Source organism: Actinomadura sp. NPDC048955 (assembly GCF_040649435.1).
Classification (GTDB): Bacteria; Actinomycetota; Actinomycetes; order Streptosporangiales; family Streptosporangiaceae; genus Spirillospora; species Spirillospora luteofluorescens.
On the sequence record NZ_JBEZJI010000069.1, the window covers coordinates 17,267 to 31,278 of the forward strand.

At 75.6% G+C, this 14,012-nt stretch carries 18 protein-coding genes; 14 read left to right on the forward strand and 4 right to left on the reverse strand.

The annotated features are described in order from the left end of the window. Nucleotides 1-8: 8 nt before the first annotated feature. A complete protein-coding gene (locus AB0C84_RS39125; protein WP_361076146.1) occupies nt 9-596 on the reverse strand; it encodes a helix-turn-helix domain-containing protein in 588 nt (195 codons plus the stop codon). Nucleotides 597-677: 81 nt separating this feature from the next. Here AB0C84_RS39125 and AB0C84_RS39130 point away from each other — a divergent pair, with 81 nt between their 5' ends. The 4 genes from AB0C84_RS39130 to AB0C84_RS39145 all read left to right on the forward strand — a co-directional run bounded on the left by AB0C84_RS39130 (nt 678) and on the right by AB0C84_RS39145 (nt 3,909). Beyond that, nucleotides 678-1,076: a nuclear transport factor 2 family protein gene (locus AB0C84_RS39130; protein WP_179848773.1), complete on the forward strand. Its 399-nt coding sequence runs from the start codon at nt 678-680 to the stop codon at nt 1,074-1,076. Beyond that, a complete protein-coding gene (locus AB0C84_RS39135; RefSeq protein ID WP_361076150.1) occupies nt 1,073-1,489 on the forward strand; it encodes a nuclear transport factor 2 family protein in 417 nt (138 codons plus the stop codon). The genes AB0C84_RS39130 and AB0C84_RS39135 overlap by 4 nt, the downstream gene beginning before the upstream one ends. A gap of 156 nt (nt 1,490-1,645) precedes the next feature. After that, a complete protein-coding gene (locus tag AB0C84_RS39140) occupies nt 1,646-2,839 on the forward strand; it encodes an acyl-CoA dehydrogenase family protein (protein WP_179848775.1) in 1,194 nt (397 codons plus the stop codon). Then, nucleotides 2,836-3,909: an acyl-CoA dehydrogenase family protein gene (locus tag AB0C84_RS39145; RefSeq protein ID WP_361076154.1), complete on the forward strand. Its 1,074-nt coding sequence runs from the start codon at nt 2,836-2,838 to the stop codon at nt 3,907-3,909. The genes AB0C84_RS39140 and AB0C84_RS39145 overlap by 4 nt, the downstream gene beginning before the upstream one ends. A gap of 42 nt (nt 3,910-3,951) precedes the next feature. On the opposite strand, the gene AB0C84_RS39150 is transcribed toward AB0C84_RS39145, so the two are convergent. Genes AB0C84_RS39150 through AB0C84_RS39160 form a run of 3 tightly spaced genes read right to left on the reverse strand, consistent with a single transcriptional unit; the run spans nt 3,952 to nt 6,026 of the window. Then, complete coding sequence (locus tag AB0C84_RS39150) at nt 3,952-4,806, reverse strand: pyridoxal-phosphate dependent enzyme (protein WP_361076157.1); 855 nt, start codon at nt 4,804-4,806, stop codon at nt 3,952-3,954. Continuing rightward, nucleotides 4,803-5,444: a nucleoside monophosphate kinase gene (locus AB0C84_RS39155; protein WP_258942945.1), complete on the reverse strand. Its 642-nt coding sequence runs from the start codon at nt 5,442-5,444 to the stop codon at nt 4,803-4,805. Before AB0C84_RS39155 ends, AB0C84_RS39150 begins: the two co-directional genes overlap by 4 nt. A 27-nt stretch (nt 5,445-5,471) precedes the next feature. After that, a complete protein-coding gene (locus AB0C84_RS39160) occupies nt 5,472-6,026 on the reverse strand; it encodes a universal stress protein (RefSeq protein ID WP_179848779.1) in 555 nt (184 codons plus the stop codon). A gap of 154 nt (nt 6,027-6,180) precedes the next feature. Between AB0C84_RS39160 and AB0C84_RS39165 the strand changes: the two genes are divergently transcribed. From AB0C84_RS39165 to pcaC, 10 genes are all read left to right on the forward strand, one after another. Further along, the gene (locus AB0C84_RS39165) at nt 6,181-6,678 is read left to right on the forward strand and encodes an XdhC family protein (protein ID WP_258942944.1); all 498 of its coding nucleotides are present in this window, start codon (nt 6,181-6,183) and stop codon (nt 6,676-6,678) included. Beyond that, entirely contained in the window at nt 6,678-7,763 is a 1,086-nt protein-coding gene (locus AB0C84_RS39170; RefSeq protein ID WP_361076162.1) for a zinc-dependent alcohol dehydrogenase family protein, read from the forward strand. Before AB0C84_RS39165 ends, AB0C84_RS39170 begins: the two co-directional genes overlap by 1 nt. Nucleotides 7,764-7,875: 112 nt before the next feature. After that, complete coding sequence (locus tag AB0C84_RS39175; protein ID WP_179848782.1) at nt 7,876-8,862, forward strand: sigma-70 family RNA polymerase sigma factor; 987 nt, start codon at nt 7,876-7,878, stop codon at nt 8,860-8,862. A gap of 120 nt (nt 8,863-8,982) precedes the next feature. Next, entirely contained in the window at nt 8,983-9,750 is a 768-nt protein-coding gene (locus AB0C84_RS39180; RefSeq protein ID WP_179848783.1) for a CoA transferase subunit A, read from the forward strand. Beyond that, complete coding sequence (locus tag AB0C84_RS39185; RefSeq protein WP_338743159.1) at nt 9,750-10,418, forward strand: CoA transferase subunit B; 669 nt, start codon at nt 9,750-9,752, stop codon at nt 10,416-10,418. The genes AB0C84_RS39180 and AB0C84_RS39185 overlap by 1 nt, the downstream gene beginning before the upstream one ends. Then, nucleotides 10,415-11,080: a protocatechuate 3,4-dioxygenase subunit beta gene (gene pcaH / locus AB0C84_RS39190; RefSeq protein ID WP_179848785.1), complete on the forward strand. Its 666-nt coding sequence runs from the start codon at nt 10,415-10,417 to the stop codon at nt 11,078-11,080. Before AB0C84_RS39185 ends, pcaH begins: the two co-directional genes overlap by 4 nt. Further along, nucleotides 11,080-11,643 (forward strand): protocatechuate 3,4-dioxygenase subunit alpha, encoded by a 564-nt coding sequence (gene pcaG, locus AB0C84_RS39195; RefSeq protein WP_361076167.1) that lies wholly within the window; start codon nt 11,080-11,082, stop codon nt 11,641-11,643. Before pcaH ends, pcaG begins: the two co-directional genes overlap by 1 nt. Further along, entirely contained in the window at nt 11,633-12,853 is a 1,221-nt protein-coding gene (pcaB, locus tag AB0C84_RS39200; RefSeq protein WP_361076170.1) for a 3-carboxy-cis,cis-muconate cycloisomerase, read from the forward strand. The genes pcaG and pcaB overlap by 11 nt, the downstream gene beginning before the upstream one ends. Next, nucleotides 12,850-13,623 carry a 3-oxoadipate enol-lactonase gene (gene pcaD / locus AB0C84_RS39205; RefSeq protein WP_361076173.1) on the forward strand — a complete coding sequence of 258 codons (774 nt, stop codon included), beginning with the start codon at nt 12,850-12,852 and terminating at the stop codon, nt 13,621-13,623. Before pcaB ends, pcaD begins: the two co-directional genes overlap by 4 nt. After that, nucleotides 13,620-14,009 carry a 4-carboxymuconolactone decarboxylase gene (gene pcaC, locus AB0C84_RS39210; RefSeq protein ID WP_361076176.1) on the forward strand — a complete coding sequence of 130 codons (390 nt, stop codon included), beginning with the start codon at nt 13,620-13,622 and terminating at the stop codon, nt 14,007-14,009. The genes pcaD and pcaC overlap by 4 nt, the downstream gene beginning before the upstream one ends. Nucleotides 14,010-14,012: the final 3 nt, after the last annotated feature.

A 14,012-nucleotide genomic window follows, 5' to 3' on the forward strand; every position in this document is an offset into this window, starting at 1 on the left:
CGGGCGCCCTACCCGGGTTCGCCCGCCGGGCGCTCCCGCGGACGCAGCCCGTCGAAGGCGATCCGCAGGACGTCCTCGCGGGCCCCGGCGCGTCCGGCGGCGTAGGACATGCCGGCCAGCAGCGCCATGACCTCGCCCGGCCCGACGTCGGCGCGGACGGCGCCGGCCTCCTGCGCCCGTCCGAGCAGGACCCCGAGGGCGGACTTCAGGTCCGGCCCGGCGCGCCCGGTGGCCTGCCGGGCGTCGACGCCGGCCTCGGCCAGCGCTTCGGTCACGGCCTGCTTGGCGGCCGCCTGCGAGACCACCCGGGTGAAGAAGCCGAAGAACGCCGCGCCCGGGTCGTCCGCGGAGCGCAGGTCCCGCGCCTCGGTCGCCAGCCGTTCCAGCAGGGCGACGAGCACGGCCTCCAGCAGCGACTCCTTGGTGGGGAAGTGCCGGAACACCGTGCCGATGCCGACCCCCGCCTTGCGCGCGACCTCCTCGGTGGAGGCGGAGGTCCCCTGGACGGCGAAGACCTCCTCGGCCGCGGCGAGGACCTTGGCGCGGTTGCGCAGGGCGTCGGCGCGCAGCGGTCTGCCGGAGGCGGGTGATGTCATCGCGGCCTTCCGTTGACAAGTGGAGTCTTGACTCCATATTTTCTCATGCGGAGCACGTACTCCGATTCTAGGGGAGATCGCATGTCAGAGTTCGCCAGCCCCCGGGCCGTCTTCCAGCGGCTGATCGACGGGATCACCGCGCTGCGGCCGGAGGGCCTGCCGCAGCTCTACGCGCAGGACGCGGTGGTGGTGCACCCCTTCGCCCACCCGGCCTCCCGCCTGGAGGGCCGCGAGGCGCTGCGCCGGCACTTCGCCCAGCTGGAGACGCTGCCCGTGGAGCTGGAGGCGCGCAACGTCGTCGTGCACGAGACCGCCGACCCCGAGGTGATCATCACCGAGTTCGAGTACGCGGGACGCAACACCCGCAACGGGCGGGAGTTCGTCGTGCCCAACATCTTCGTCCTGCGGGTGCGCGACGGGCACATCGTGGAGTCCCGCGACTACGCCCACCACCGCGCGTTCGACGAGGCGATGGCGTGACGCCCCCCGCCGCCGCGTCCCCCCGCGAGGTGTTCGCGCGGCTCAGCGCGGGCATCTCGGCCGGACGCTGGCACGAGCTCGCCGCCCTCTACGCCGAGGACGCGGTCGTCGAGCAGCCCTTCGCCCTCCCGCCCGCGCCGCCGCGCCTGGAGGGCCGCGCGGCGATCGACCGGCACTTCCGCGCCGCCGCGCGCGGGCCCCTCGAACTGCGCGCCCGCGACGTGCTGGTGCACGACACCGGCGACCCGGAGGTGATCGTCGCGGAGTTCGGCTACGACGGGCGCGTGACGGCCTCGGGCCGCGCGTTCCGCGTCGCCAACATCCAGGTGCTGCGGGTGCGCGACGGGCTGATCGCCGAGACCCGCGACTACCACGACCACCCGGGCTTCGCGCGGGCCCTGCGGGACGGCTGAGCGGGTCGGCCGAGCTGGACGGCCGGGCGGGTGCGGCCGGGCGCGGGCGGTTGACTGGCCGTCCCGGCCGTTCCTAGGGTGGACGTCGGCATACCGACCGGTTGGTATGTCCCGTTCCGGGTGGCCGCCGCCACCCACGCCCCGCGCGGAGGCCCCGTGAGCACAGCACCGCCCGACGCCGACGAGCTGAGCAGGCGGGCCGGCGAGTTCCTCGCCGCCCACGACCCCGCCGCGACCGAACCCCTGGAGTTCCTGCGGGCCCGGTTCGACGCCGGGCTCGCCTGGGTGCACTACCCCGAGGGGCTCGGGGGGCTCGGCGCCCCGCGGCACCTGCAGCCCGCGGTCGACCGCCGGTTCGCCGAGGCGGGCGCCCCGACCAACCACCCCGAGCGCAACGGGATCGGGCTCGGGATGGCCGCGCCGACGATCCTCGCCTTCGGCACCGAGGAGCAGAAGCGCCGCTTCCTGCGCCCGCTGTGGACCGGCGAGGAGCTGTGGTGCCAGCTGTTCAGCGAGCCCGGCGCCGGCTCCGACCTCGCCGCGCTCGCCACCCGCGCCGTCCGCGACGGCGACGCCTGGACGGTCAACGGCCAGAAGGTGTGGACGTCCATGGCGCACGAGGCGCGCTGGGCGATCCTCGTCACCCGCACCGACCCCGGCGTCCCCAAGCACCGCGGCATGACCTACTTCGTCTGCGACATGACCGCGCCGGGCGTCGAGGTGCGCCCGCTGCGGCAGATCACCGGCGAGGCCGAGTTCAACGAGGTGTTCCTCACCGACGTGCGGATCCCCGACGAGCACCGGCTCGGCGAGGTCGGGCAGGGCTGGCGGGTGTCCACCACGACGCTGATGAACGAGCGGGTCGCGATCGGCGGCAGCGCCGCGCCGCGCGAGAGCGGCATGATCGGTGTCGTCGCCGCGCTCTGGCGGGACCGCCCCGAGCTGCGCACCCCCGGCCTGCACGACGCCCTGCTGCGCGCGTGGGTGGAGACCGAGGCGGCCCGGCTCACCGGAGCGCGGCTGCGCCAGCAGCTCACCGCCGGGGAGCCCGGCCCCGAGGGGTCGGGCGCCAAGCTCGCCTTCGCCAAGCTCAACCAGGAGGTCTCCGGGCTGGAGCTGGAACTGCTCGGCGAGGAGGGCCTGCGCTACGACGACTGGACGATGCGCCGCCCCACCGAGGTCGACTTCACCCGCCGCTCGCCCGGCTACCGCTACCTGCGCGCCAAGGGCAACTCCATCGAGGGCGGCACCTCGGAGATCCTGCGCAACATCATCGCCGAGCGCGTCCTCGGCCTGCCCGGCGAGATCCGCGTCGACAAGGACGTGGCGTGGAAGGACCTGCCCCGATGAGCGACCTGCTGTACGGCGAGATCGAGAACGACCTGCGGGCGAGCGTCCGCGAGGTGCTGGGCGACAGGGCGCCCTGGGCCTCGGTCCTCGCCGGCACCGAGCGGGACGAACCCTACGACGAGGCGCTGTGGCGGACGGTCGCCGGCGAGCTCGGCTGCGCGGGCCTGCCGGTCCCCGAGGAGCTCGGCGGCGCCGGCGCCACCTGGCGCGAGACCGCCGTCGTGATGGAGGAGCTCGGCCGGTCCGCCGCGCCCGTCCCGTTCCTGTCCAGCGCCGTGATCGCCACGGCGGCGCTGCTGGCCGCCGGGGAGCGGGAGCTGCTCGCGGGGCTCGCCGCCGGAGAGCGGATCGCGGTCCTGGCGGTCCCGTTCAGCGCCGCGCCCGGCGATGTCCGGACGACGGTCGAGGCCGCGGACGGGACGCTCACCGGCGAGGTCACCAGCGTCGCCGACGGCATGGCGGCCGAGGTGCTCCTCGTCCCGGCCGGGGGCGGCCTGTACGCGGTGGACGCCGCCGACGCCCGCCGCACCGCCGCGACCTCGCTCGACATGACCCGGCGGCTCGCCGACCTCGCCTTCTCCGCCGCCCCGGCCAGGCGCGTCGCCGACGGGACCGGCGCCGTGCGCGCCGCGCTGCGCACCGGCGCCGCGCTGCTGGCCTCCGAGCAGCTCGGGCTCGCCGAGCGCTGCCTGGACGACACCGTCGCCTACGTGAAGACGCGCTACCAGTTCGGCCGCCCGGTCGGCTCCTACCAGGGGCTCAAGCACCGGCTCGCCGACCTGTGGACCTCGATCACCCAGGCCCGCGCCGTCGCCCGCCACGCCGCGTCCTGCGTGGCCGCGGACGACGCGGACACCCCGGTCGCGGTCGCCGTCGCGCAGGCGCACTGCTCCGCGGTCGCCCTGAAGGCGGCCGAGGAGTGCGTGCAGATGCACGGGGGGATCGGCTTCACCTGGGAGCACCCGGCGCACCTCTTCCTGAAGCGCGCCAAGGCCGACGCCATCGCCCTCGGCACGCCCGACCGGCACCGGGCGGCCCTCGCCTCGCTGGTGGACCTGCCTCCGGCCTGACGGCGGCCGGACGGCCCCGCCCCGGAGCGCGGGGCCGTCCGGCTACCCGGTGATGACCGCCAGGACCCGGGCGCCCTCGGGGAACGCGCCGCGCCCGGCCAGCGCGAGGACGCCGAACATCATCTTCGCCGTGTAGATCCGGTCGAGGACGATCCCGTGCCGGCCGGCGAAGTCATCGGCGAACGCGTCCAGTTCCGGGGTGGTCCTCGCGTAGCCGCCGAAGTGGAAGCCGTCCTCGACGCTCCAGTCCCCGCGCCGCTCACCGTAGGTCTCGCGCTGGAGACGCGCCACCTCCCCGGTCATGAAGCCGCCCCTCAGCACCGAGAACCCCACGGCGCGCTGGCCCGGCGCCAGGCCGGCGGCGAGCCCGGCCAGCGTCCCGCCCGTCCCGCAGGGGCAGCACACCACGTCGAATCCCGGGACCTCCGCGCCCAGCTCGGCGCACCCCCGGACCGCCGCCGCGTTGCTCCCGCCCTCCGGCAGGAGGTAGAAGCCGCCCCACCGCTCCCGCAACGCCTCGACGACGTCGGGTTCGTGCTTGCGCCGGTAGGTCGCGCGGTCCATGTAGGCGAGGCGCATGCCCATGCTCTCGGCGCGCGCGAGGGTGTCGTTCAGCGGCAGGTGCTCCTCGCCGCGGATCACGCCGATGGTCGCGAACCCGTGGATCCCGCCCGCCGCGGCCACGGCCCGGATGTGGTTGGAGTAGGCGCCGCCGAACGTCAGGAGCGTCCCGTGCTCGCGCGCGGGCCCGATGTTGTGCCGGAGCTTGCGCCACTTGTTGCCCGGCAGCTCCGGGTGGATCAGGTCGTCCCGCTTCAGGAACAGCCGGAGCCCCCGGCGCGCCGCCCGCTCGTCCGCCAGCTCCACCACGGGCGAGGTCGTCTCGGGAGGCGTCATGGCATCGGCAGGCCGAGCCTCCCGCGCAGCGTCCGCTGCACCTCCTCGATGCCCGGCCGCGCGTCGACGGTGACCACGTACTCCTTGCGGCCGAACAGCTCCAGGATCGGGTCGGTCCGCTCGTGGTAGTCGCGCAGCCGCTCGGCGAGCGCCTGCTCCGTGTCGTCCTCGCGGGAGACCAGCTCGCCCCCGCACACGTCGCAGCGGCCCTCCTGCGTCGGGCGGTCCGCGATCAGGTTGTAGTCCATCCCGCACCCGTTGCACAGCCGGCGGGCCAGCACCCGGCGGCGGACCTCCTCGTCCGGCAGGTCCAGGTGGATCACGCCGTCGATGTCGTAGCTCTCCAGGAAGAACTCCGTCTGCCGCCGGCTGCGCGGGAACCCGTCGACGACGAACCCGTAGTTCCAGTCGTGCTGGGCGAGCCGGTCGCGCACGACGCTCTCCGCGAGATCGTCGCCGACCAGCTCGCCGGACGCCATGATGCGCCTCACCTGCGCGCCGATCTTGGTGTGGTTCTTGACGTGCCAGCGGAAGATGTCGCCGACGCTGATGTGGACGATGTCCAGATCGCGTGCGAGCAGCCCGGACTGCGTGCCCTTGCCGCTGCCGACGGCGCCGATGATGACGTACTTGCGCATGGGGAGAGCCTATGCGCGCCGCCCCGGTCAGAGGGGGAGGCGCAGGCGGCGGCCCAGCCTCCGGAAACGCGAGTCGGGGGCGCTCTCGGGAGACTCGTCGCGCACCGTCAGGCTCTCCAGCAGCGTGTCGAACGCGGGCGGGCGGACGCACACCAGCGTCGCGCGGGCCCTGCGGGCGCAGTGCAGCCGCACCGACGGGCGCAGCAGCCGCGAGAACGGGCCCCGCGCGCCGCGCCCGACGACCAGGATGTCGTCGTCGCCCGCCAGCCGCACCAGCGTCGCGCCCGGCTCCCCGACGAGCGCCAGCGCGGTCATCTCCACGCCCTCGGGCGGGCCGCCGCACACCTCCGCCAGGAGCCGGGCGATGAGCTCGGCCCCGGAGCCGCGCAGCGCCTCGGTGATGCCGCAGCCGAGCTGGCCCGCCGCCGACACGTGCGGGGGCAGCGGCGCGGCGTGCGCGACCAGCAGCGGCAGCCTGCGCAGCCGCGCCTCGCCGATCGCCCAGGAGAGCGCGCAGCGCGCACCCGCGGAGTCGTCCACCCCCACCACGACGCGGGGCCCGCCCTCCGGTCTCGCGATCACGGTCCCTCCTGTGGCCGCCGGGTGACAGCAGTCTAGACAGAAGGCATACCCGTTCCGGCGCGAGAGTTCCAGGTTCCGGCGGAGGTTCCCGGCGATCCCGGGCCGAGGGCGTGGCCGCTGGACCATCCGGCGCCGGGCGGGGCAGACTTCCGGTATGGCCGCATCGCACGAGCACGACTCCTCCTGCGCCGTCGCGCACGGCGACGCCCAGCCCGAGACGGGGGAGCGGACGCTGGTCGCGGTGTTCGCCGGCCCCGTCGCCGACCACCTGCTGCGCTACGCCGCCGACCTCGGCTACCGCACGTTCCTCGTCGACCCCGACAAGGACCGCGGCGGCGCGGCCGACCTGCCGTCCCTGGACGCCACCGCCGACGTCGTCGTCACCGACCACCACCGGCCCGAGCTCGGGCCGGTCCTGCGCGACGTGCTGACGCAGCCCGTCCGGTGGGTCGGCGTCATGGGCAACCCGCGGCATCCCGCCCCGCACATCCCGGCCCTCACCGAACTCGGCGTCCCCGCGGCCGACATAGCCCGCGTGCACCGCCCGATCGGCCTCAACATCGGCTCCAGGACCCCCGCCGAGATCGCCCTGGCAACCCTCGCCGGTCTGATCGCCGACCGCAACGGCCGCCCCGGCGGCTTCGAGTTCTAGTGCTGGCGGTCGCCTACGACGCCTTCGCCGGGCCGCTGGAGATCCGGGAGCTGCCCGACCCGCGGGTGCCGCCCGGCGGCGCGGTGATCCGGGTCGAGGCCACGGGCGTGTGCCGCAGCGACTGGCACGGCTGGCAGGGCCACGACCCCGACATTCGCTCCTTCCCGCACGTCCCCGGCCACGAGCTGGCGGGCACGGTCGAGGAGGCCGGCGCCGGCGTCACCCGCCTGCGGCCCGGCGACCGCGTGACCGTCCCCTTCGTGTGCGCCTGCGGCCGCTGCCCGTCGTGCCAGGCGGGCGACCAGCAGGTCTGCGAGGCCCAGACCCAGCCCGGCTTCACGCACTGGGGCTCGTTCGCCCACTACGTCGCGATCGAGGCCGCCGAGGTGAACCTGGTGCGCCTGCCCGACGAGATGGCCTGCACGACCGCGGCCGCGCTCGGCTGCCGGTTCGCCACCGCGTTCCGCGCCGTCCTCGCGCAGGGACGGGTCCGCGCGGGCGAGTGGGCGGCGGTGCACGGCTGCGGGGGCCTCGGGCTGTCCGCCGTCATGATCGCGGCGGCGGCCGGCGCGCGGGTCGTGGCGGTCGACGTGTCGCCGCAGGCGCTGGAGCTGGCGCGCCGCTGCGGCGCGACCGCCGTCGTCGACGCCGCGGCCCACGACGACGTGGCCGAGGCCGTGCGCGAGGCGTCCCACGGCGGCGCCCACGTCTCGCTGGACGCGCTCGGCAGCCCGGCCACCGCCCGCGCCTCGGTCGAGTCCCTGCGCCGCCGCGGCCGGCACGTCCAGGTCGGGCTGCTGCCGCCCGGCGCGGGCCGCGCGGACCTGCCGATGGAGCGGGTGATCGGCTGGGAGCTGGAGATCGTCGGCAGCCACGGGATGCCCGCCCACGCCTACGAACCGATGATGGAGCTGGTCCGCGCCGGGACGCTGCGCCCCGACCTGCTGGTCGGCCGCGTGCTGGCCCTGGACGACGCCCCGGGCGCGCTGGCCGCGATGTCCGGACCGGGGATCACGGTGATCGAACCTCGGCGCCGGCGGCCTCCCGGCGACGGCTCCGGTCGCGTCCACGGGACGCGGGCGTAGGATTCGAGGTGATGCCCGTGTTCTGTCGGTGGGCTCGTCTACGGTCGGAGGCGACGGCGCCCGCCGCCCCTCGCCGCCCTGGCGATGCCGCCCAGCAGAGGTGACGACCACCATGCCCGACACCATGCCGAACACCATCGAGACAGACCGTGACTTCCAGGCGCTGGCCGACCCGTACCGGCGGGAGCTGCTGGCGCACTGCTACCGGATGCTCGGCTCCATCCACGACGCCGAGGACCTGGTGCAGGAGACCTACCTCCGGGCATGGCGCTCCTACGGCGGCTTCGAGGGCCGCTCCTCGCTGCGCACCTGGCTGTACCGCATCGCCACGAACGTGTGCCTGACCGCCATCGACCAGCGCGGCAACCGGCCCATGCCGTCCGGCCTCGGGGCGCCGAGCGACGAGCCGGAGCGGCCCGTGGTGGCCTCGGACGAGGTGCCGTGGCTGGAACCCGCCCCCGACGCCGTGCTCGGGGCCGACGCCGCCGACCCGGCGACCATCGTCACCGCGCGCGAGAGCACCCGCCTGGCGTTCGTGGCGGCCCTGCAGCACCTGCCCGCCAAGCAGCGGGTCGTGCTGATCCTGCGGGACGTGCTGAAGTGGCGGGCCGCCGAGGTCGCCGAACTCCTCGACACCTCCACCGCCGCGGTCAACAGCGCGCTGCAGCGGGCGCGCGCGCAGCTGGAGGAGAACGCCCCCCTGCGCGACGAGCTGGTCGAGCCGACCGACCCCGGTCAGCGCGACCTCCTCGAGCGCTACGCGAAGGCGTTCGAGACCGCCGACATCGCGAGCCTGATCGAGCTGTTCAAGCAGGACGTCGTCTGGGAGATGCCGCCGTTCCCGCAGTGGTTCGTCGGCGCCGACCACGTCGTCCGGCTCATCCTGGCGCAGTGCGGCCCCACCCCCGGCGACATCCGGATGGTCCCGGCCGCCGCGAACGGGCAGCCGGCCTTCGGGCTCTACATGCGCGACGACGAGGGCGTGCACCGCCCCTACCAGATCCAGGTGCTGAGCATCACCGGCGACGGCGTCGCGCACGTCTCGGTGTTCTTCGACACCAGCCTGTTCCCGGTGTTCGGGCTGGCCGAAAGGCTCTGACCGCGCCCCTCGCCTTCCACTGGGCGGAAACCGGGGCGCGGTGCGCGCCGCGCCGGCTGCGAGGGTGGTGGCCGGGCGGGGCGCCGCGGCGGCCTCCCCCCGAGTGGGAATGGGAGGGGTATGGACAAGGTCGTGGCCTCGGCGGCGGACGCCGTCGCCGACATCGGTGACGGGGCGTCCCTGGCCGTCGGCGGGTTCGGGCTCTGCGGGGTGCCGGCGGTCCTCATCTCCGCTCTCCACGAGCGTGGCGCCGCCGGCCTCACGGTCGTGTCGAACAACTGCGGGCTCGACGGCCGCGGCCTCGGGCAGCTGCTCGCGGCGGGCCGCATCGCCCGCGCGATGGGCTCCTACGTCGGCGCGAACAAGGAGTTCGCGCGGCAGTACCTCGCCGGCGAGATCGAGGTCGAGCTGATGCCGCAGGGCACCCTCGCCGAGCGGCTGCGCGCCGGCGGCGCCGGGATCGCGGCGTTCTTCACCCCGGCCGGGGTCGGCACGATGGTCGCTGACGGCGGGCTGCCATGGCGGTACGCGCCCGACGGCACCGTGGCGGTCGCCTCGCCCGCGAAGGAGGTCCGTGAGTTCGGCGGGCGGGAGTACGTGCTGGAGGAGGGCATCACCACCGACTTCGCGCTCGTCCGCGCGGCGGTCGGTGACCGGCACGGCAACCTGGTCTTCGACAAGGCGGCCCGCAACTTCAACCCGCTCGCCGCCATGGCCGGGCGAGTGACGCTGGCCGAGGTCGAGCGGCTCGTGGAGCCCGGCGAGATCGACCCCGACTCCGTCCACCTGCCGGGCGTGTTCGTCCAGCGCGTGGTGGAGCTGACCCCCGGGCAGGCCGCCGACAAGCCGATCGAGACGCGCACCCTGCGCGGGGGAGGCGGCGCCTGATGCCCTGGTCCCGCGACGAGATCGCCGCCCGCGCCGCCTCCGAGCTCCCCGACGGCGCCTACGTCAACCTCGGCATCGGGCTGCCGACGCTGATCCCCGGATTCGTCCCCGCGGGCCGTCAGGTGATCCTGCACGCCGAGAACGGCGTCCTCGGCGTCGGCCCGTACCCCACCGAGGACGAGGTCGACCCCGACCTGATCAACGCGGGCAAGGAGACGGTGACCGTCCTGCCCGGCGCGGCCTGCTTCGACTCCGCGCTGTCGTTCGGCATGATCCGTGGCGGCCACATCGACATCGCCGTGCTCGGCGCGATGCAGGTCTCGGCGCGCGGCGACCTCGCCAACTGGTCGGTCCCCGGAAAGATGATCAAGGGCATGGGCGGGGCGATGGACCTCGTGCACGGCGCCCGCAGGCTGATCGTCGTGATGAGCCACACCACCCGCGAGGGCGAGCCCAAGATCGTCGAGGAGTGCGCGCTGCCGCTCACCGGCCGGCGCTGCGTCGACCGGATCATCACCGACCTCGGCGTCGTGGACGTCACCGGCGACGGTCTCGTGCTGGTCGAGACGGCCCCCGGCGTCACCGCCGACCAGGTCCGGGCGGCGACCGGGCCGCCGCTGACCGAGCGCGCCCCGGCGGAGGGCGAGCGAGAGGGGACGAGGCCATGACGCACCCGCCGTACCTGTACCCGGGCTACAGGAGCACCGTGCTCCGCGCCCCCTCGCAGGACCTGGTCATGCCGAAGCCGGGCCCGGACAGCGTCGAGCTGACCTCGCCGGTCTTCGGGCACCAGGAGCTGGGGCGAAGGGACCACGACCTCACCGTCCAGCACGCCGGCGAGCCGCTCGGCGAGCGGATCGTCGTGACCGGCCGCGTGCTGGACGGCGCCGGCCGCCCGGTGCGCGGCGCGCTCGTGGAGGTCTGGCAGGCCAACGCGGCGGGCCGGTACCGGCATCTCGGCGACCTCCACCCGGCGCCGCTCGACCCCAACTTCACCGGTGCCGGACGCTGCCTGACCGACGGCGACGGCCGCTACCGGTTCGTCACGATCAAGCCGGGCGCCTACCCGTGGGGCAACCACCACAACGCGTGGCGGCCCGCCCACATCCACTTCTCGGTGTTCGGCACCGCGTTCGCCCAGCGGCTCGTCACCCAGATGTACTTCCCGGGCGACCCCCTGTTCGCCCACGATCCGATCTTCCAGTCGATCCCGGACGAGCGGGACCGGGAGAAGCTGGTCTCCCGGTTCGACCTGGACACCACGACGCCGGAGTGGGCGCTCGGCTACCAGTGGGACATCGTCCTCGGCGACACACCGATGGAGGCCTGATGGGCACGCCGTCCCTCGCGCACTCGGGCATGACGCCGTCGCAGACGGTCGGCCCCTTCTTCGGCTACGCGCTGCCGTACGAGGCGGGCCCGGAGGTGGTCCCGCCGTGGCGGCCCGACGCGATCCGGGTGCGCGGGCGCGTCCTGGACGGCGCGGGCCAGCCGGTGCCGGACGCGCTGCTGGAGATCTGGCAGGCCGACGGGAACGGCGAGGTCCCGCGGCGGCCCGGCGGCATCGTGCGCGCCGGGCACGGGTTCTCCGGCTTCGGCCGGTGCGGCACCGACGCCGACGGCGGCTACTGGTTCAGCACCCTCAAGCCCGGCGCGGTCGGCGGAAGCGCGCCCTACATCGCCGTGCTGGTGTTCGCCCGCGGCCTGCTCAAGCCGGTCTTCACCCGGCTGTACTTCCCCGAGGACGAGGCCGCCCGCGCGGCCGACCCGCTGCTGGAGGCGGTCCCGCGGGAGCGGCGCGCGACCCTGGTCGCCGAACGCGAGGGCGAGCAGGAGTACCGGTTCGACGTCCGCCTCCAAGGAGACGGGGAGACGGTGTTCCTTGCCTTCTGACGAGCACGGGGCGCCGCCCGGCGGGCGGGGGGCCGCGCCGGAGCGCCCTCCGGCGCCGGACGCGGGGCTGCTGTCGCCCGTCCGGGCGGGGACGGAGGCCGAGGCCGCCACCGGCGACCTCGCCTACCTGACCGCGATGCTCGACGCGGAGGCGGCGCTCGCCCGCGCGCAGGCGCGGCTCGGGCTCGTCCCCGCCGCCGCCGCGGAGGCGATCACCGCCGTCGCGGACGCCGGCCGGTTCGACCTGCCCGGCATCGCCCGCCGGGCGCGCGGCTCGGGCAACCCCGTGGTGCCGCTGGTCGCCGACCTGCGCGCGCTCGCGGGCGCCGCGGGCGAGCACGTCCACCGGGGCGCCACGAGCCAGGACATCGCCGACACCGGCGCCATGCTCGTCGCGGCCCGTGCCAGGCGCGTCGTCCTCGCCCATCTCGACCGGGCACTGGACGCGCTGGCCGGGCTCGCGGCGCGGTACCGCGACACCCCGATGCCGGCCCGCACGCTCGGCCGGCAGGCGCTGCCGACGACGTTCGGCGCCAAGGCCGCGGGCTGGCTCATGGGCTGCCTGGAGGCGCGGGAGGGGCTCGCCGCCGTGCGGCTGCCCGTGCAGCTGGGCGGCCCCGCCGGGACCCTGGACGCCTTCGGCGACCGGGGCCTCGACCTCGTCGCCGCCTACGCGGAGGAGACCGGGCTGGCGGCTCCCGTCCTGCCGTGGCACACCCGCCGCACGCCGGTCGCGCGCCTCGCGGCGGCGCTGGCGGTGACCGCCGGCGCACTCGGCAAGATCGCCACCGATGTGTGGCTGCTGGCGCAGAGCGAGGTCGGCGAGGTCGCGGAGGCCGCGGGGGCGGGCCGGGGCGGCTCGTCGTCGATGCCGCACAAGCGCAACCCGGCGCTGTCCGCGCTGGTCCGCTCCGCCGCGCTGCAGGTCCCGGCGCAGGTCCAGGTGATCCTCGCCGCGCAGGCCGCGCCGCACGAGCGGCCGGCGGGGGAGTGGCACGCCGAATGGCAGCCCCTGCGCGAGTGCCTGCGGCTGACCGGCGGCGCCGCCGAGACGGCCGCCGAGCTGCTGGACGGCCTGGAGGTGTCCACCGAGCTGATGCGCGCCGACCTCGACGACCTCCTGGACTTCCTCGGCGACGACCCCGGGACCGGCGCCGCCGCCGACCTCGTCGGCCTGGCCCTCGACGCGTACCGCAGGAGCCGCACGTGACCGCCGTGCCGCGCCACCGCCTGGACGGACCGGACGGCGCGCCAGCCGTCGTCCTCGGCCCCTCCCTCGGCACGTCCATGGACCTGTGGCTGCCGCAGCTGCCCGCGCTGACCCGCGCCTGGCGCACGCTGCGCTACGAGCTGCCCGGCCACGGCGGCGCGCCCTCGCCCGGCGGCCCGTTCACCGTGGAGGATCTCGCCGAGGGCGTTGTCGCACTGCTGGACGTGCTCGGCGTCGAGCGGGCCGCCTACGCCGGGGTGTCGCTTGGAGGCGCGGTCGGGACGGCCCTCGCGCTGCGCGCCCCCGCGCGCGTCGCGAGCCTGGTCCTGTGCTGCACGTCCCCGCGCTTCGGCGACCCGGGGCCCTGGCGCGAACGCGCGGCCCTCGTCCGCCGCGAGGGGGTCGGCCCGGTCGCGGACGGCGCGGCGGGACGCTGGTTCACGCCGTCCTTCACCGGGGCCGAGCCCTACGTGGCGATGCTCCGCGCCACCGACGCCGAGGGCTACGCCGGCTGCTGCGAGGCCCTGGCCGCGTTCGACGCGACCGCTCGCCTCGCCGAGATCCGCGCGCCGGCCCTGGTGGTCGCCGGTGCGCAGGACGGCCCGACCCCGCCGCGCGGCCACGCCGACCGGCTCGCCGCCGGCATCCCGGGCGCCCGGCTGACGGTGGTCGAGGGCGCCGGGCACCTGGCGAACGCCGAGCGCCCGGCCGAGGTCACCGAGGCGATCACCGCGCACCTGGACCGCACTTGGAGGGGGACCCGCCGATGAGCGAGCGCATGTCCGACGGGGAACGGCACGCGCGGGGCATGAGTACGCGGCGCGAGGTGCTCGGCGACGCCCACGTCGACCGCGCCGAGGCCCGCAAGGACGGCTTCACCGCCGACTTCCAGGACCTGATCACCCGCTACGCGTGGGGCGAGGTCTGGAGCCGCCCCGGCCTGGACCGCAGGACCCGCAGCTGCATCACGCTGACCGCCATGGTCGCGGGCGGCCACCTGGACGAGCTCGCCATGCACGTGCGCGCGGCGCTCCGCAACGGGCTGACCCCCGACGAGATCGGGGAGGTGCTCCTGCAGACGGCGATCTATTGTGGAGTGCCCGCCGCGAACGCGGCGTTCGCCGTCGCCCAGCGGGTACTCACCGAGCGGGAGTGACGG

Bases quoted from the DNA above. Each gene is read 5' to 3' on its own strand.
- AB0C84_RS39150 (WP_361076157.1), bottom strand. From the start codon at position 4,806: ATGACGCCTCCCGAGACGACCTCGCCCGTGGTGGAGCTGGCGGACGAG.
- AB0C84_RS39130 (WP_179848773.1), top strand. From the start codon at position 678: ATGTCAGAGTTCGCCAGCCCCCGGGCCGTCTTCCAGCGGCTGATCGAC.
- AB0C84_RS39155 (WP_258942945.1), bottom strand. From the start codon at position 5,444: ATGCGCAAGTACGTCATCATCGGCGCCGTCGGCAGCGGCAAGGGCACG.
- AB0C84_RS39180 (WP_179848783.1), top strand. From the start codon at position 8,983: ATGGACAAGGTCGTGGCCTCGGCGGCGGACGCCGTCGCCGACATCGGT.
- AB0C84_RS39185 (WP_338743159.1), top strand. From the start codon at position 9,750: ATGCCCTGGTCCCGCGACGAGATCGCCGCCCGCGCCGCCTCCGAGCTC.
- AB0C84_RS39175 (WP_179848782.1), top strand. From the start codon at position 7,876: ATGCCCGACACCATGCCGAACACCATCGAGACAGACCGTGACTTCCAG.
- pcaG (WP_361076167.1), top strand. From the start codon at position 11,080: ATGGGCACGCCGTCCCTCGCGCACTCGGGCATGACGCCGTCGCAGACG.
- pcaC (WP_361076176.1), top strand. From the start codon at position 13,620: ATGAGCGAGCGCATGTCCGACGGGGAACGGCACGCGCGGGGCATGAGT.
- pcaH (WP_179848785.1), top strand. From the start codon at position 10,415: ATGACGCACCCGCCGTACCTGTACCCGGGCTACAGGAGCACCGTGCTC.
- AB0C84_RS39125 (WP_361076146.1), bottom strand. From the start codon at position 596: ATGACATCACCCGCCTCCGGCAGACCGCTGCGCGCCGACGCCCTGCGC.
- AB0C84_RS39145 (WP_361076154.1), top strand. From the start codon at position 2,836: ATGAGCGACCTGCTGTACGGCGAGATCGAGAACGACCTGCGGGCGAGC.
- AB0C84_RS39165 (WP_258942944.1), top strand. From the start codon at position 6,181: ATGGCCGCATCGCACGAGCACGACTCCTCCTGCGCCGTCGCGCACGGC.